General features: G+C 55.5%; 9 protein-coding genes and 1 tRNA gene. All 10 read left to right on the top strand.

What is annotated here, in order from left to right; all coding sequences use genetic code 11:
* The first annotated feature begins 40 nt into the window (after positions 1 to 40).
* The 10 genes from VN622_01785 (at position 41) to VN622_01740 (ending at position 18160) form a co-directional block, all read left to right on the top strand.
* Positions 41 to 1750 (top strand): redoxin family protein, encoded by a 1710-nt coding sequence (locus tag VN622_01785; protein ID HWR34583.1) that lies wholly within the window; start codon positions 41 to 43, stop codon positions 1748 to 1750.
* A 183-nt stretch (positions 1751 to 1933) separates the two neighbouring features.
* Positions 1934 to 3547 carry a redoxin domain-containing protein gene (locus VN622_01780; GenBank protein ID HWR34582.1) on the top strand — a complete coding sequence of 538 codons (1614 nt, stop codon included), beginning with the start codon at positions 1934 to 1936 and terminating at the stop codon, positions 3545 to 3547.
* A 180-nt stretch (positions 3548 to 3727) separates the two neighbouring features.
* Positions 3728 to 5704 carry a cytochrome c biogenesis protein CcdA gene (locus tag VN622_01775; GenBank protein ID HWR34581.1) on the top strand — a complete coding sequence of 659 codons (1977 nt, stop codon included), beginning with the start codon at positions 3728 to 3730 and terminating at the stop codon, positions 5702 to 5704.
* A gap of 169 nt (positions 5705 to 5873) precedes the next feature.
* The gene (locus VN622_01770; GenBank protein ID HWR34580.1) at positions 5874 to 8465 is read left to right on the top strand and encodes a zinc-dependent metalloprotease; all 2592 of its coding nucleotides are present in this window, start codon (positions 5874 to 5876) and stop codon (positions 8463 to 8465) included.
* 240 nt (positions 8466 to 8705) lie between these two features.
* A tRNA-Arg gene (locus tag VN622_01765) sits at positions 8706 to 8782 on the top strand.
* A gap of 108 nt (positions 8783 to 8890) precedes the next feature.
* Positions 8891 to 10951 carry a sigma 54-interacting transcriptional regulator gene (locus tag VN622_01760; GenBank protein ID HWR34579.1) on the top strand — a complete coding sequence of 687 codons (2061 nt, stop codon included), beginning with the start codon at positions 8891 to 8893 and terminating at the stop codon, positions 10949 to 10951.
* 737 nt (positions 10952 to 11688) lie between these two features.
* On the top strand, positions 11689 to 12222 hold the full coding sequence (locus VN622_01755; protein ID HWR34578.1) for a hypothetical protein: 534 nt from the start codon (positions 11689 to 11691) through the stop codon (positions 12220 to 12222).
* Between the two features lie 56 nt (positions 12223 to 12278).
* Entirely contained in the window at positions 12279 to 13595 is a 1317-nt protein-coding gene (locus VN622_01750) for an efflux RND transporter periplasmic adaptor subunit (GenBank protein ID HWR34577.1), read from the top strand.
* Positions 13588 to 16764, top strand: coding sequence for an efflux RND transporter permease subunit (locus tag VN622_01745; protein ID HWR34576.1), 3177 nt, complete (start codon positions 13588 to 13590; stop codon positions 16762 to 16764). The genes VN622_01750 and VN622_01745 overlap by 8 nt, the downstream gene beginning before the upstream one ends.
* Position 16765: 1 nt before the next feature.
* Positions 16766 to 18160, top strand: a complete 1395-nt coding sequence (locus VN622_01740; GenBank protein ID HWR34575.1) for an efflux transporter outer membrane subunit — start codon at positions 16766 to 16768, stop codon at positions 18158 to 18160.
* Positions 18161 to 18593: the final 433 nt, after the last annotated feature.

Below are 18593 nucleotides of genomic sequence, written 5' to 3'. Positions count from 1 at the left end.
GTCAGAACCGAAACCATACGTGTGCGCTGGGGAAATCATTGTGACGACTCAATCGAATGGACGCAGGCTGCTGATGAGGATCGTGCTTGTCTTCCTGCTCATGATCTGCGTTCGCCTGATAGTGCAGGCAGCGGAAGGGACCTCCGTTTCAGAAGCCAAGACGAGCTATGAAAAGGGAGAAGAGTTTCGAAAAACCGGAGATTCGGAGAAAGCGATAGCTGAGTTTCGCCGTGCTATCGAAGCCGATTTCAACTTTGAAAATGCTCATAACGAATTCATAAAGACTACCCGCGCCGCGCGGCGGGAGCAGCGGCTAAAGCTGGCGGAAGCCGCGAAAAAGGGAACTAATAAGGAGAATACGGCGGTTGACACGACGCCTGGCCCGGAAGTGCGCTTCGGGGCGACCGAACTCGGTCCTATCTATCAACAATGGATCATGCAGCACCCAGATCTGGCGACACTCCGGTGGGCGCTTGGCAAAGTGTACGAGCCATTTGATAAGAACAGGGCGGACGAGCTTTTCCGGGAAGCTATCGCAAAAGATCCGAAGTTTGTCAGTGGCTATATCGACCTAGGCGTATTGTGGGCATTCCGGGACGAGACGACAAAGGCTAGGGAGTATTTCAAGAAAGCGATTGAACTCAAACCGGAGGACACCTCTCTTCTTATTAGCTATGCCCGCACCCTGCGCCGTGATCTGCCTGAATACCGCAAGTACCTGCAAGAAATCATCACGCGCAATCCGAAGACCAAAATCGCGGTTACCGCGACCAGTATGCTTGCAAGCAGCTTCGAGGGCGATGTTGTTGCGCAGGTTGAAATTTACGAACGCAGTCGAAGGGAATACGGACCGCTTAAGCTCTCCAACTTGCAGTTCCCAATGCTTGAGTTGTTCGATATCTACGCAAAGAGCGATCCAGAAAAGGCGCTGGCACTTGTCCACGACCTTGAGCAGTGGTTCCCGAAGGATGCGGATATAAAGAAGTTGAGTGAATTCCAAAAGGGAATTGTTGAAGCGAAACAAATGCTCGCCAGCAGCCAAGCCAAAAAGGCTTTCGCGAAGCTGGAAACTCTCAAGCCTCCGCCGGGCCCTGCGACTCAACTCCATCTATTAAAGGCGCAAGCAGTCGCACAAAGCAAGGGAATGCGACAGGCCTATGACCTGCTTGCCGGCATAGTGGCAAAGAATCCCGACCTTCTTTTGAACAGTGCTCTGCTCGATTACGGAAAGAAGTTGGGCTTGACCGAGTCGCAGATCGAGGACGAACTGTGGCGCACTCGCAGCAGCAACTCCAATCCGTTCAAACCGTTTGAGCTTATTTCCTATGCGGATGGAAAACCGGTCAAATTGTCAGACTACCGCGGCCGAGTGGTACTGGTTAACTTCTGGTTTCCGAGCTGCGGGTTCTGCCGTGAAGAATTTCCCTATCTCCAGAAGGTGCTGAATAAGTACAAGTCCCGTGGCTTTGAGGTGCTTGCCATCAATACCACGCGGGACGAAGACGCCGAAGTGGTGCCGCTGATGGAAAAGAACGGCTACACATTCTTAACGCTGAAGCCGCCGCCTTCTCCAAACTGGGTGCGCAATACTTACAATATTTCGGCCGCGCCAATGAATTTCTTGCTGGATGCGGAAGGTCGCGTGATCTTTCAGCCAGGTCTCCACGATCCGGAAACACAGAGGATTTTGGAACTCGAGGTTGAAACTCTATTGATGCATGCTGGCGACGCAGCGGCTAATAAAAAGTAGCCATGCGCACGGTACAGAATGAACTTAGAACCGTCTAAAGAGTTGGGGGATACATTGAGATCCGCAAAATCGAAAATAGGCTTTCACATAACGCTCCTTCTGCTTTGTCTGTTTGTGAGCGTGGTTGCAGTAGGTCAAACTCCCGGGAAATTTTCTCGCGAAGCGCGGAATCCGGCGGCGAAGTTGAAATACGAGAGCGGCACTGTAGCGATGGCTGCGAATGACTTCGTGAATGCCGCTGCTGGTTTCCGCCAGGCTGTTGAACTTGACCCTGACTTCTACCTGGCGCATCGCGATTTCATCTACGCGAGCAAGCGTGCGGCCATGTTAGCGGAGGAAACAGAAGAGGAGAAGCGCATCCCCGCGACGATCAAGACGGCCAGTGGAGGCCTGATAGGTAAGAAAACTCGGGCCATTCCAATGGGTGGCGGCCCCGCAACGAAAGAACTGCTCGCGTTGTATGCGGAATTGGATAAGCAGTATCCCGGCAAGGCTGCCATTCAGTGGGCAATTGCTGAGACCATAATCGGAAGCGACAAGGCGAAGAGCGCGGAACTCCTTCAAAAGGCGTTGCAACTGGATCCAAACTTTGCTCCCGCCTACAAAACACTCGCGGTCCTCGCTTATAAGGAGCCGGAAACACGCCGCGGTTATCTGAGGAAAGCTGCTGAAGTCGACCCCAACGATCCCGAAACGGCGCTCGACCTGGCGCAGGAGCAGCAATCGGATCGGACCGCGTACCGCGCTGCGCTGGAAGACGTGATCGCGCGTTTTCCGAAAGACAGGATCACGTACTCCGCACTGCTTTCACTGGTGCGTCAAGCCGATAATGGCCGCGAGAAAATGCAGTACTTAGAACGCGTTTGGAAGGCGTTCCCGGACGAGAAGACTATCGGTTTCAACTGGACCATGAAGGATCTGTTTGCCCTGTTTGCGGAATACGAGCCGGAAAAGACGCTGCCGCTGGCAAAAGCCATGGGTGAAGCGTTCGATGATGACGAATGGAAAACCATGGCGGCGTTTCAGAGAACCATACTGAACGCGAAGTCTCTCGTGGCAGAAAAGAAATATGCCGTGGCTGCCAAGCTGTTGAGTAAATTGTCCGTTCCTTTCGGTCTGAACGCCACCTCCTATTATCTTCTGCGGGCCGAAGCGGAAAGTGCCGGCGCGCCGGCGCAAGGCTATAAGCACCTAGCTGAGGTTGCTGCAAAGTCACCCAATGACGCATTGAACTCGGCGCTGGAAAGCTACGGCGCAAAGATGGGCAAGACCCCCGAAGAAGTCCAGCAAGACGTATGGGCCATCCGGATGGCAAAGTCGGTCCCCTTCAAAGAATTCGAGTTGAGTGACTATGAGGGAAAGAAGGTGTCGCTTGCGGATCACCGTGGCAAAGTTGTCCTGGTGAACTTCTGGTATCCCGGCTGCGGTCCCTGCCTGGCTGAGTTTCCATACATCCAGCAGGCTCTTCAGAAGTTCAGCTCGCGGGGATTCACCATCCTCGCTATCAACACCAAGCCGGATGAAGACAACAAGGTGAAGGACATAATGAAGAAGTATGACTTCATACCCTTGAAGTCTCCTCATGGCAAATGGGCTCAGGAGACCTATAAAGTGACGGGCACTCCGGCGAACTTCCTGCTGGATGGCCAGGGGCGGGTGATCTTCCGGCCGTTTATTCACGATAGCCAGTCGCTGCGCGTTTTCGAGCGTGAGATTGAGGAGTTGCTTGGACGCGACAAGCCCAAGACGATGCAATCAATTCCAATGCAGATGTCGGCTCCGGCTGTCGCTAAGTAGGCATGTGCTCGGTACAGTGTAGTTAACAGTTTGCACGGCACGTGGGCCGTTTAGGCCACGTGCCGTGATTAGAGAAGGAACATCGGTACGACTTAACAGCAGTACTAGCGGCAAGAGCGGAATGGGCACAGAGTCATGAATTTTTACCGTAAGAGGATAGCGCTTCTTATTTTGTCGGCCATGGTAGTTCTTGTGCCCATGATGTCGGCGCAGGATGATGAAGACGGCGAACCGGTGACGTGGTCATTGAGTGCTCCTTCTAAAACTACGCTTAAGTTAGGTGAGAAACTTAATGCTCGCTTGACAGCGAAGATTGCAGAAGGGTGGCACCTTTACTCGATTTCGCAACCGCCGGGCGGACCAACGATAACGCGAATCACGGTCCCGTCCACACAGCCTTTCAAACTTGCCGGAGTCGTCCGCGGTCCGGTACCACATACGAAATTTGATCAGAACTTTAATCTCGATACTGAGTACTACGAGACGAAGGCCGCGTTCACAGTACCAGTCCAGGTAAGTGCAAACGCTCCGCAGGGCAAGACCAAACTTAAGGTCGAAGTGCTGTTTCAGGCCTGCAACGACCGGAGATGCACGATACCGCTCACTGTGGCGGTGGAAGCCCCTGTCACGATTGGCGCTGGCTCAACAGCCCAGGTAGACGAGGAACGCCCAGGTACAGAAGCGGCGGCCGCCAGCACGAGTTCGCAGCCGCCCTCGCCACCGGCAGATGGCGTCCAAGGCGCTGTCTCCTCCGAGCCAGCACCCTCTAGCGGCAGTGAGACACCCGTATCTCCCAACGATAAACAGCCTTCTGCTGCAGGGCAGCAGTCGATCGGTTCTTTCATTTGGCTTGCGATCGTAATGGGGGCGCTGTCGCTCCTGACCCCGTGCGTCTTTCCAATGGTTCCGATCACAGTCTCGTATTTCACGAACCATTCAGCTGGTAGCCGGAAAAGTGCTGTCGGCACCGCTCTTATATATTCAATCGGTATCATCCTCACCTTCACTGGTCTAGGCATGTTGCTGGCCCTGGTGGTTGGCGCGGGCAGCGTCAACGTGTTTGCGGCCAATCCGTGGGTCAACCTGCTCATCACCGCCATCTTCCTGGGATTCGCCTTCAGCCTGTTTGGCGCGTACTTCATACAGGTTCCGCCTAGCCTGATGTCGAAGCTTTCCCGAATCAGCAGGAATAAAGAGGGGGGCGGAATCATCGGCGCGTTGTTGATGGGGTTCACTTTCACGCTGACCTCATTCACTTGTACAGCACCGTTCGTCGGAACGCTGCTTGTGATGGCGGCACAAGGTAACTGGCGTTGGCCGCTGGTCGGCATGTTGGCTTTTTCCAGCGTCTTTGCGTTGCCTTTCTTTTTGCTTGCGCTCGCACCGCAAATGCTGTCGCAGTTGCCTAAGTCCGGCGGCTGGCTGAACTCCATCAAGGTTGTGATGGGCTTCCTGGAAATTGCCGCTGCGATGAAGTTCCTGTCAAATGCCGACCTGGTCTGGCATTGGGGAATATTCACCCGTGAATTTGTGCTGGCGACCTGGATAGGAATTGGCATCTTGATGGTGCTTTACGTGTTGGGCCGGGTGCAATTTGCGCACGATACCCCGTCAGATCATGTAAGCGCTCCGCGCATAGCCATAGCAATTGTCTTCCTCGCCGTCACGATTTACCTCGTTCCGGGACTGTTGGGAAAGCGCCTTGGAGAATTGGATTCTTTCCTGCCGCCAGCGACGCAAGAGACCAGTGCGTCAGCGGCCGTGGGCACGCCCGTTAAATCGGCGGATTCATGGCTCGTCGACGACTATGAAGGGGCACTCGCGGCGGCGAAGCGGGAACAGAAGCTTGTGTTCGTGGACTTTACAGGCTACACCTGCACAAACTGCCGGTGGATGGAAGCCAATATGTTTCCTCGCCCTGAGATAGAGCGGGAGCTTCAGAAACATGTGCGTGTGCGCCTATATACCGACGGCGAGGGAGAAATTTACAAGCGGCACCAGAAGATGCAACAGGAAAGGTTTGGAAGCGTTGCCTTGCCGTTCTATGCGCTACTCAATGCAGACGGCAGCAAGGTGGCAACTTTCGCCGGTCTCACGCGCGATCCCGCCGAGTTTGCGGCTTTCCTTCAGCGAGCCCAGGCACCTCAAGGGAAGTGACCGGCCGCGAATGATGTATTCCGGCAGTGAAGCAGTTGTAACTAGATGTGAAGACACGGTCGATCTTTCGATCGTGACTCCGCTCGACATGAAGTTGGGTAATATCTCGCAATTATCGCGGGAAATCAAATACGGCTCGCCCTTTTATAGAGGATATCCGGAGGAGTGAATGAAGAGGTCAGGTTGCAACCTGCTCACGCAGGCAATATTAATCATACTCTTGGCCGCGTTCTGCATGGCAAAGGAGGGTCGCCCGCAAGATCCGAAGCCGCAGGCGCCGGCTCCAGCTCCAGCGCAGGAGGCCAAAGCGGAAGGCGATCGTCAGGCGCGTCCTGCCGCTGAGGCGGCATCACCGACAGATCCAAAACCATACGACAAGGTAATAACGAAGGATGCCAAGTCGAAGCGCGGCGTATTCGCCATCCATCAGGTGAAGGACAAGTGGTTCTACGAGATCCCCAAGAGCGAACTTGGCCGGGATTTCCTGTGGGCCGTGCAGTTTTCCAACGCTCCAATGGGCGAGGACCGCGGCGGCCGTGTTTCGCTTACCCGCGTTATTCGCTGGGAGCGGAACAATAATAAGGTCTACCTCCGCGAGATAAAGTACGGAATGGTTGCCGAACCGAACGCAGCGATTGCACGCGGCGTGGCCGCATCCAACTCGAACACGATTCTTGCGGCGTTCAACGTAGAAGCAGTAGGCCAAGACGAAGCCGCAGTCATCGACGTAACCAAGCTGTTCACGTCGGAGATGAAAGAGCTCGGCCCCTCAAAGGGAACAATCGACGCCTCGCGTTCTTTTATTGACCGCATCGCTGTTTTCCCGCAGAACGTCGAAGTTGAGGCTACGGCCACGTTCACAGCTCCTCCTCCGCCTATGCCGCCGAGGCCCGGGATGGCCCCTGGAGCTCCGCGCCCGCCCGTCAGCTCAACATACGTTCTTCACTACAGCATGGTGAAGTTGCCGGAAAAGCCCATGATGCCGCGTCTGTTTGACGACCGCATCGGGTACTTCCCGGTTGCGCAGATCGACTTCGGCCGTGATGAGCAGAAGGTTGTGCGGCGCCAATACATCGCCCACTGGCGGCTGGAAAAAAAGGATCCGTCTGCGGCTATGTCTGAGCCAGTGAAGCCGATTATCTATTACATCGATCCAGCTACGCCGAAGCAATTCGTGCCCTACTTGAAGGAAGCGGTCGAAAAATGGCAAGTCGCGTTCGAAGCGGCGGGTTTCAAGAACGCCATCCTCGCGAAAGAAGTACCGTCTCCTGAAGAAGATTCTGAGTGGAGCGCAGAAGACGTGCGCAACACCGTAATACGCTGGCTACCCTCGACCACCGAAAACGCGATGGGACCGCACGTCGCCGATCCGCGCTCAGGCGAGATTCTGAACGGCAACATCTCCGTTTATCACAACATTCTGAACCTGGTCCGTTCCTGGTATTTCATTCAGGTTTCCCCGCTGGATGCGCGTGCGCAGAAGTTACCCCTTCCGGACGATCTCATGGGGAAACTACTCGGCTATGTGGTAACCCACGAAGTGGGCCATACCCTTGGCCTTATGCACAACATGAAGGCTAGTTCGCAATATCCGGTCGACAAGCTGCGTGATCCCAAGTGGGTCCATACTATGGGGCACACGCCGTCGATCATGGACTATGCCCGCTTCAACTACGTGGCACAGCCTGAAGACGGAGTAGATCCGAACGACGGGATTCCCGGAATCGGCGTTTACGACAAATGGGCGATTGCATGGGGATACAAGCCGATTCCCAACGCCAAGTCACCCGACGATGAGTTTCCAACGCTGAACGAGTGGGCACGCGAGCAGGATAAGAATCCATACTTGCGGTATGCCGACGATGCAGCGGCATTCTCCGGCTATGACCCCGGCGAGCAGATGGAAGCTGTTGGAGACGCCGACGCGGTGAAATCCACGGCGCTGGGCGTCAAGAATCTCGAACGTGTCGCGGCCAATTTGCTCTCGGCCACCACCTCGGAGACCGGGCAACCATACGAAGACCTGCAGTTGATGTACGGTCGCCTGATTGGCCAGTGGACCACGGAGATGGCGCATGTCGTGCGGATCGTTGGCGGCATTTCCCGCAACAACAAGCACATCGGGCAGGAGGGCACAGTTTATGAACCAGTATCCTCGGCCCGCCAGCGCGAAGCCGTGAAGTTCCTGAACCAGAACGCCTTCACAACACCGCGTATGTTCCTCAATCCGGAAATCCTGAATCGGATCGACCCGGTCGGAGCGCCTGCCAGGATCGGCAAAGCGCAGGGAGATTTGCTCCGGTCACTGTTGGCGCCGCAACGCCTGCTTAGGATTGACGCCATGGCTGCCACAAATCAGGGCACCGCGATTGGCGTCGGTGACCTGCTGCGCGACGTCCGCACGGGTGTTTGGAGCGAGTTGTACGGAGCCGGCCCGGTCAAGGTCGATACGTTCCGCCGCAATCTTCAGCGCTCATACATCGAGCATCTCGACAAGCAGCTGAGTTCGAGCGACTCGGCCGCCGTCCATGCGTTCTACCGGGATGACTTGTTAACGATTCGTGCTGACCTTAAGTCGGCCATGTCTCGCGCAACCGAGCGTTCGACTCGCGCGCATCTTCGTGACATTGAGGCGCGGATCGCAAAAACGCTGGACCCAAAGACGCAAGCGCCCGCGGCCAACGCGCCCAATCCTCACCCCGGGATATCGAATGACGATGCCCGCTTGCTCCCCTGCTGGCACGACTTCCAGATGGACTGAACAAAGTTGTGAATACTTCAGCCCGGGTACAGGCGAATCTGTACCCGTTTTTTTTTATTTATAAACGAGCTCTAACTCTGGATGCTTTTGTGGTCCTGCTTGTCCCCGCGCGAGCCTGCTACACTAGAATCGGTTTCAGTAGAGTTCCGGGGCAGCGAGAATATGCTCCGCCCTGTCTCCTTCAATAAAGCTTTATGAAACCACCGCAAGCACGCTCACGTGCGCCTGTACACGCACCGCGCGCCCTTAGCTCAGTTGGATAGAGCGGCTGACTTCGAATCAGTAGGTCGGGAGTTCGAATCTCTCAGGGCGCGCCATTCCTTTTCAACAACTTGCCATAACAAGCCCGCAGGGCAGAACTAAAGAAGGTGCATTTCTGGGCTACACCCCTTGCGGTGGTATCTTAGCGTCAGTTGGAATGAAGCATGGCTATTGATAATGCCGCCGAGGATCGGTATCGGACGCTACTCGACATGTCGAGTGCCATAGCGGCACAGCCGAATGTCGAAGCAATTCTCCGCAGTTTGCGTCGACTCTTGTCGGCCGTCGTACTCTTCGACTCGGTAAGTTTGGTGTTGCTGGATGCCAGCGAGCAATCAGTGCGTCTCATTGCATTTGATCGACGCCCAGATCCCGCAGTTGACATCGGCATCGAAGTAGCACTTGGACACACAACCCTCGGGCGAGCAATACAAGAACGGAAGCCTGTATACATCGCTGACGCAAAAAGTGAATTGTCAAAAGTACCAGAGCTGGCGTCGCGGGTGTCGATCGATTCTGTGCAGAACGCATACGTGTTCCCGATCTCAACATCAAGAAAAAAGTACGGGGCACTCGTGTTCGCCAATCCTACTTCGGGCGAGTTCTCTCCAGACATTGTGGAGCTGATGACTTCGGTGTCGTCGCACGTTGCGGTAGCCCTGGAGAGTGCACTTGCGACCGATGCGGCAGAGTCGTACCAGCGTCAGCTAGCGGAAGAACGTGACAGGTTCCGTCTCCTGCTCGACATCAACAACTTCGTTATATCGAAGCTGGAAATGAACGAACTCTTTCGTTCGGCAGCTGCGTCGATCCGGAAGTACTTCGGGAATGACTTTACCGGCTTTTGGCTGGTGAACAAGAATTCAAGGCAGTTGGATCGTGCTGTCCTTGACTTCCCCGTGAGCAGGGGGTTCCTTCCCGATATTCCCGTTCACGACCTTACTGACGAAGATTTTAGGAGGTTACGCACTCGCCAGCCCGAACTCTTGTCACTGCCGGAGATTGAAAAGCTTCCACACCTGGTGCGCGAGCACTTAAAAGCTGAATCGATTACCGCAATCGCGATTGCTCCGCTGGCAACAGCCAACGGACCACTCGGATTAATCGCGATGGGGAGCAGGCGCCCGAACAGCTTCGGACAAGCGGACCTCGATTTGCTGGGGCAGATCAGTATCCAGATTTCGCTTGCTCTCGATAATGCGCTTGCGTACGGAAGGCTGGACGCTTCCAGGAATCTCCTGGAAGAAGAACGTTTGTACCTCGAATCCGAAATTCGCTCGGAATACAATTTCGAGGACATCGTGGGGAAGAGTCCCGCGTTACGTAAAGTTTTGGACCAGGTTGCAATCGTCGCTCCAACGGACTCGACGGTGCTCTTGCACGGTGAGACAGGTACTGGCAAGGAATTGATTGCCCGAGCGATCCACAGCCTCAGTCCGAGGAACAACCGAACATTCGTCAGGCTCAACTGTGCTGCGATTCCATCGGGGTTGGTGGAGAGCGAACTGTTTGGACACGAGAAAGGGGCATTCACCGGCGCTTTGATGCAGAAGCGTGGCCGATTTGAACTTGCCGACCACGGCACACTCTTCCTGGACGAGATCGGCGACATCAGCCTGGAACTGCAGCCGAAGTTGCTGCGTGCCCTGCAGGAGCAAGAATTTGAACGGCTCGGCAGCACAAGGACCATTCATGTTGACGCCCGCCTGATCACCGCCACACATCGCGACCTGGCTGCGATGATCCGAAACAATCAGTTTCGCGAGGACCTGTTCTACAGACTAAACGTTTTCCCAATCGAGATCCCTCCGCTTCGTGAACGCCGCGAAGATATCCCCCTCCTTGTTCATTACTTTGTGTCTCGACTCGCTCGGCGGATGCGAAAGCACATCAAGTCGATTCCGAAACATGCGATGGTGGCGCTGACGAACGCGCCATGGCCAGGCAACATTCGGGAGCTGGAAAACCTCATGGAGCGTGCCGTCATTCTCACCCAAGGCGACGAGCTGACTCTTCCACTTGCTGAGCTGAAAAGGTCCGAGATCAGAAGCGCTGCCACGGTATCTACTTTTCACCAGGCGGAGCGTCAGACAATCATCGACGCGCTGAAAGCCACATCAGGCAGGATCGCTGGCAAGGATGGGGCGGCAGAACGCCTCGGTCTGAAACGGACTACGCTGCAAAACAAGATGCGGCGATTAGCGATCAAGAAAACGGATTACTAAACACATTCGCCTCCTTTAGATGATGGCGTGTCATCCTGCCTGCTCACTCTGCACTATTCCCCTGGACGTCATGCACAATCAGCTTCCCAACTGTCGCAACTGCGCGTTCACAAACTCTACCCTGACAATATTCCGGCAGTGCCCTTATTAGGGCAGGGCACGCCTTCGCTGATCTCTTCGGCAGCATTTAGTTTCAGCAACTTACACAGCTTTTCCGTTGGCTCTACATTTGCAATACATAAGGGTGGCGAGAGGAAGGCGCGATCTCGGAAGGTTGGCGGCTAATGCTTCGAGTCGAGTTTCAAGAAACGGAAAATGCGACGACGATCCGAATGGAAGGCCGGTTCGTCTCGCAGTTCGCGGAAGACACACGCGAGCTAGTTACTCGCTGCGATTTTCCGTCGAAGCTGTTTGTAGATTTAACGGAGGTGAGCTTCGTCGACACGGTCGGTGAAAATGTGTTGACGTGGTTGGGCCGAATCGGGGTCAAGTTCGTCACTGAAAGCGCGTATTCCCTCGATGTCTGCGAGCGCCTGCACTTGCCGCTGGCTCGGAAGCGTGCCAGGTCCCTCCCCGATGCAATGTAATGGTCCTCGCAGTCCCTCCCCCGGACAACGCTCGGGCGAGAACAAGCCCGGGCGTTAGTCAGGAAAAGGCTCAAAGACATGATTTGGCTGCATTTCAATCCGCGGAGACCTCCCACGCATAACAAGGATCGATTCGCAAGCGTTCCCGAGATGCAAGAGACGTTCGATTTAGAGCACGAAAACCTGCATTGGACCGCATTGGTTATCACCGGCGACCCGACGCTTGCTGAGAAATCGATTGTCGATGCGAGCGGGTTGCAAAAATCGAGCAGCAGTGTATTCCGTGATTGGCTCACGCAGTGGGCGCATTCAGCAACTGCCCGTGCCGCCGCAGGGAACATTCATGAGATTATTTCCGTATCGGCAAAAAGTTACTCCAATTGGAATTGTGAACACTCCGATCATGAACTCCTGTCCGCCGATCAGATAGTCTTCGTTCGCCGGCTCGAAGCGCAACAGATCATTGAAAGTCTTGATCCTCTAGCCCGGTCGATGCTCGTGCTGCGTGGCGTACAACACGCCTCGTTGTCAGATTGCTCGCTCCTGCTCGGTGTGCAGCGCCGTTCTGTCATGGGTGCTTACTGCCACGCGCTAAGTTGGCTTCGCGAGTACACTCAGTCGGGGTGCGGTACCGGCGTGCCGATTACCGCCACGTCTTTGGATTTCAACAATGTTCAGAAATGAGTACAGGGTCATATTCCGTCGAAAGGATCCGTTAATTGTCCCGGCTAAACCTTCATATGCAAAAACTGAAAGAGCGTGACTTCAACGAAGCGAAGAAGATGTTTCAGATCGCGTCTTTTAGCAAATGGTCAAAATATTCTGTGGCAATCTTCGCTATTGTTGCGAGCTTCCTCATTTCCAGTTGTAAATCAACGAAACCCGGCGCGATGGCTGCGGGCCCTGTTGAGGTTGCGATTGTCACTGTTCGTCCCGAGCGCGTGGTTTTGAACACCGAATTGCCTGGGCGTACGTGTTCCTACCTTGTTGCCGAGATCCGCCCTCAGGTGAATGGCTTGATCAGAAGCCGAGCCTTCCGTGAGGGCGCGAATGTTAAAGCAGGCGACTTGCTATATCAAATCGATTCGGCGCCTTACCAGGCAGCATATAACCAGGCCAAGGCCGCGCTAGCCACCTCGGAGGCGGAACTCACTACGGCAAAGGCAAATCTGCCAGCCATTCGGCTGCGGGCGGAGCGCTTGAAAGGGCTTGCAGAAATCCATGCGGTTGGACAGCAGGACTACGACGACGCCAGCGCAGCACTTCAGCAAGCCGAAGCTACTGTTGAGGCGCGCAAAGCGGCTGTCGAGGTTAACCGCGCTGCTGTTGAGAGTGCCCACATCAATTTGTCCTATACACCGATCAAGTCACCGATCTCGGGTCGCATCGGCATATCCAATGTCACAGTTGGTGGAATGGCAACTGCTTATCAGCCCACCGCGTTGGCAGTTGTTCAGCAACTGAATCCTATCTACGTGGATGTAGTGCAGGGCAGCGCTGAGTTGCTGAGCCTGCGTCAGCGTCTCGAAAACGGGCGACTCAACCGCAATGGGTCGGTTCAAAACAAGGTGAAGTTGATTCTGGAGGACAAGACCGCTTATCCGCTCGAAGGCAATCTTCAGTTCCGAGACGTTACCGTGGATCCAACCACCGGCTCAGTCACCCTACGCCTGGTTTTCCCAAATCCTGAACAAGTGCTTCTTCCAGGGATGTTCGTAAGGGCTATCGTGCAGGAGGGCGTTAGCGAACAGGCACTTCTCGTACCTCAACAGGGCGTAACGCGCAACGCGAAAGGCATACCTGTCGCATGGGTCGTGAACAAGGACGACAAGGTAGAGCAGCGGGTGCTTGAACTAGACCGCGCCATCGGCGACAAATGGCTTGTGACCAGCGGCCTCTCGGCCGGTGACCGACTGATCGTGGAGGGACTACAACGCGTGCGCCCAGGAGATCTTGTTCGGGCTGTTCCGTTCACGGAGCCGGCCACTGGGGAACCTGGAGCCGAGAACGGTAAGAACACTCCGCAGCAGAAGGCAAGAGGGGAAGGACATGTCTAAATTCTTCCTCGACCGCCCCGTCTTCGCTTGGGTCATCGCCATTGCCATGATGCTTGGGGGCGCCTTGGCAATTTACAACCTGCCAATCTCCCAGTATCCGCCGATTGCTCCGCCGTCCATCTCAATCCGCGCCGTCTACCCAGGCGCCAGCGCTAAGACGGTGGAAGACAGCGTGGTTCAGATCATCGAGCAGAAGATGACCGGGCTGGATCGAATGCTGTACATGAATGCGACCAGTGATTCAGCCGGCAGCGCGATGCTGGAACTCACTTTCGCACCCGGCACCGACCCAGACCTCGCCTGGTCAAAGGTACAGAACAAACTGCAACTCGCCATGCCCATGCTGCCCGAGGTAGTGCAGCGGCAGGGCGTTACTGTCAGCAAATCAACCCGCAATTATCTGATGCTGGTCGGCGTTGTCTCCGATAACCCCGATGTGGATCAGCACGATCTCACCGATTACGCGGTCTCGCAGATTCAGCCATCCCTGGCGCGCGTACCCGGTGTCGGCGAAGTCGAAGCCTTCGGATCCCAGTACTCCATGCGAGTATGGTTCGATCCCAACAAACTCACTCAGTACAACATGACGGTCGGGGATGTCATTGCGGCGATCCGTACCTACAACGTGCAGGTCTCTGCAGGTCAATTTGGCGGATCCCCAGCGGTAACGGGCCAACGGCTTAATGCGTCGATCCTGGTGCAATCGCTGCTCAAGACTCCCGAAGAGTTCGGTTCTATACCCCTTCGGAACAATCCGGATGGATCAATCGTTCGCGTCCGGGATGTGGCACGTACCGAATTAGGAACCGAGTTTTATGATGTCCAGTCGACATTTAACGGAAAGCCATCCGCTATCCTTCCCATCCGGCAGGAACCCGGAGCTAACGCGCTGGACACTGCCGCGGCCGTTAAGGCCAAGATGCAGGAATTGTCCAAGTACTTCCCCTCCGGAATGAGGGTTGTATATCCATACGATACGACTCCTTTCGTCAAAGTCGCCATCGGTGAGGTGGTCAGAACCCTGTTCGAGGCCATCATCCTGGTGTTCCTGATCATGTACCTCTTCCTCGGCAACATGCGTGCGACGTTAGTACCAACGATCGCTGTGCCGGTGGTGATCCTGGGCACGTTCGGCGTCCTCGCATTGTCTGGTTTTTCCATCAACATGTTGACGATGTTCGCCATGGTTCTGGCCATCGGGCTCCTGGTGGACGATGCAATCGTCGTGGTGGAAAACGTGGAGCGCGTGATGAGCGAGGAAGGACTTTCCCCACGGGAAGCCACTCGCAAATCAATGCAGGAGATCACCGGCGCCCTGGTCGGCATTGGGTTTGTGTTATCAGCCGTTTTCGCCCCGATGATCTTCTTCCCCGGTTCCACGGGCATCATCTACCGCCAGTTCTCGGTGACGGTGATTGCCTCCATGATGCTGTCGGTTCTTGTCGCTCTGATCCTGACGCCGGTTCTTTGCGCCTCGCTACTTAAGCCAGTAGCAAAAGGGCACGAGGCTGCGGAGACCGGATTCCGCCTGCTTCGTCCGTTTTTCCTGGGGTTCGACCGCATCTTCAACTCTCTGCGTGACAAGTACGAGTCGCTGGTGGGACGCATTCTCAGGGCAAGAACACCCGCCTTCATCGCGTTTGTTCTGATCGTCGTGGTGATGGGTTTCTTCTACTTGCGAATGCCAACGGCCTATCTACCCGATGAGGATCAGGGAATCCTCATGGCCATAGTGCAACTGCCCCCCGGATCTACACGCGAACAGACGGAACAGGAAATGGAGAAGGTACGTCGTCACTTTCTAGAGGATCAGAAGGAAGCGGTTGAATCATGCCTGGCGGTGACGGGAGTCAGCTTCGCTGGCCGGGGCCAAAACCAGGGCATGGCGTTCGTTATGCTGCGGGACTGGAAACTCCGCGACCGGGAGGATCTTCGGGCCAAAGCAGTCGCAGGGAAAGCAATGAAGGCGTTCGCAGGCATGAGAGGCGCCGTGGCGTTTGCGTTCCCTCCACCGGCTGTTGTAGAGCTCGGCTCTTCCACCGGTTTCGATTTCATGCTGCAGGATCGCGGAGGACTGGGACATGAGAAGCTGATGGAAGCCCGCGGTCAAGTTCTCGCTATGGCGGCTAAGGACCCAAGGCTGGTGCGCGTCCGTCCCAACGGCTTGGAAGATGTGCCCGAATTCCACAGTGATGTGGATTGGGACAAAGCCGGCGCTTTGGGAGTTCCCATCTCAAACATACATCAGACAGTCTCTGCCGCATTCGGAAGCGCTTATGTGAACGACTTTATCCAAGGCGGCCGCGTGAAGCGAGTATACGTCCAAGCCGACGCTCCATACCGCATGCTTCCAACCGACTTGGAGCGGCTGTATGTCCGCAACTCAAAGGGCGGCATGGTGCCGTTCAATACTCTGACTTCGGGGCGATGGGTCTATGACTCTCCGCGATTGGAGAGATTCAACGGTTTCCCCGCGCTGAATTTTCAGGGCGAGCCGGCTCCAGGTAGAAGTTCCGGTGAGGCGATGCAAGCAATGGAGGAAATCGTCTCGAAGCTGCCCAAGGGCATAGGTCATGATTGGACTGGGCTTTCCTTCCAGGAGCGCATGGCCTCGACGCAAACAGGACTACTGTATTCCTTCGCGATCCTCGTGATTTTCCTGGTTCTCGCAGCCTTGTATGAGAGTTGGACAGTTCCTATTTCGATCATGCTCGCGCTGCCTCTCGGTGTCATCGGTGGCGTGCTGGCATCCTCATTTCGGGGCTTGCCGAATGACGTTTACTTCCAGATCGGCTTACTTACCGTTCTTGGACTGACCACTAAGAACGCCATTCTGATTGTTCAGTTTGCCAAGACTAGGTTGGATCAGGGGGCGGGGTTGATCGAAGCCACGCTTGAAGCTGCCAAGCTTCGCCTTCGTCCGATTGTGATGACGTCCCTGGCATTCGGATTCGGCGTGCTGCCTCTGGCAATTGCCTCCGGAGCAGGTGCGGGTGCTCAATCCGCAATTGGCACAAGCGTGCTCGGAGGAATGGTAACGGCTACATTCCTTGCAATTTTCTTTATCCCACTGTTCTTCGTGACGGTGGTTCAATTCATCCAGAAGAAGGGCAACACCACCGAACAGCCCGCCTCTTCCGACGCACCGAGCCCAGCGGAGGGGCAATAACATGTATCGAATACTTATTGTCATAACGATGGCCGCTTGCCTGGGCGGGTGTGTACGTCCGAAATACGAACGTCCCACGTTGCCAGTTCCTCCTGCTTGGCCGGAAAGCACTGCAAGTGAGACCAGCGTTCCGGATGCGCCTGATGTCGCTAGTCTGAAATGGCGGGAGTTCTTCACCGACAAAGAGCTTCAATCGGTGATCGAATTGGCTCTGGCCAACAACCGCGATCTCAGGGTGGCCGCACTCAATGCCGAGAGGGTTCAAGCTCTCTACCGCATTCAACGTGCCGAGCAGTATCCCACGGTTGCAGCTTCTGCCGACGGACAGGTCTACCAGGTTCCGGAAGACATGTCGGTGACCGGCCGGACTTACAAAGCGGAACAATACAACGTGGGCCTCGGTGCCGCCTCGTGGGAGCTTGACCTGTTCGGGCGCGTCCGCAGCTTGAAAAGCCGCGCGTTGGAACTTTACCTCTCGACGGAGCAGGCCCGCTCCGCTGCGCAAATTTCATTGGTATCTGCGGTTGCTAACACTTACCTCACACTTGCTGCAGATCGGGAGAATCTGCGTTTAGCTCAAACCACTCTCGACGCGCAACAGGCTTCTTACGAACTGATTCAGCGCTCACGGGAAGCTGGCATCGCCTCGGACCTCGATCTGCGGCAAGCGCAGAGCCAGGTGGAAGCGGCGCGAGTTGACATCGCTCAATACAACGGGCAAGTGGCTCTGGATGAAAATGCACTCAACCTGCTTGTCGGAACGCCAGTGGCGCCAAGTTTGCTGCCCACACAACTGGGTACCGATCGCACGCTGAAGGATGTCTCCGCCGGAGTGCCATCGGAAGTACTGCTCCGCCGTCCAGACATATTGACTGCGGAGCACCAGTTGAAAGCTGCTTACGCCAACATTGGGGCAGCCCGCGCCGCATTTTTCCCGCGGATCGCATTGACCGCCGGCGCTGGGTATATGAGTGGTGATTTGTCGAACTTGGTAACGAGCGGGTCGAAGACCTGGAATTTCGCTCCGCAGGCGGTCTTGCCCATCTTCGATGCTGGCGCCCGTCGAGCAAATCTCAAGGTCTCGAAAGTGGATCGCGACCTCGCCACCGCTCAATATGAAAGATCGATACAGTCGGCCTTCCGCGAAGTTAGCGACTCACTGGCTCTGCGGAAAAGGTTGACCGAACAGCAAGACGCGCAGCAGGCGTTAGTGAATGCGCTGGACGAAACGTATCGACTTTCCGAGGCTCGCTACAGGGCAGGTATCGACAGTTACCTGAGCGTGCTTGTTGCTCAGCGCTCGCTGTACGGTGCGCAGCAGGGTCTGGTCACACTGCGTATGGCCCGAATGTCCAATCTCGTCACCTTGTATAAGGTGCTGGGCGGAGGCGCGTGATGGCGGAGTTTCTGAAGCGGACCGGCTAGTTGGATGCTTGCTTTTTTGACCTTTATTCCAAGGGGCGCTTGCGCAGCAATGTGCGATTCACGAAGTCGCAACAGCGCAGGCGCTCCTTTTTGGTGCACTGATTTTTCTTAAGCCTCGAACCGCAATCGGCAATCCGGCACTTTCGGCCAAGCTGCCTCTCCTCGCAACCTGACACATACGATTCAGGCGTAAACTATACGTATGTCGAGGGCAGCCTTATCCTCGCTGATGATTGCTTTTGTCCTTTTTGCCGGGCCTGCACAAGCACAGAGAAGCGGAAGCGGCATGTTGCAGCGCGGTGTTGTGCCAGGTGCTGCGCCTGTTGGGGTTCGCGGCCATCATCCCGGCCCCCGCAACGGCATTTTTGTGGGACGTCCTCACTTTCGACATTCCCACAATTTCG

Source organism: Clostridia bacterium (genome assembly GCA_035561135.1).
Classification (GTDB): Bacteria; Acidobacteriota; Terriglobia; order Terriglobales; family Acidobacteriaceae; genus DATMYA01.
The sequence above is the reverse complement of the archived record's forward strand: the minus strand, read 5'-3'. Positions and strand labels throughout refer to the sequence as shown.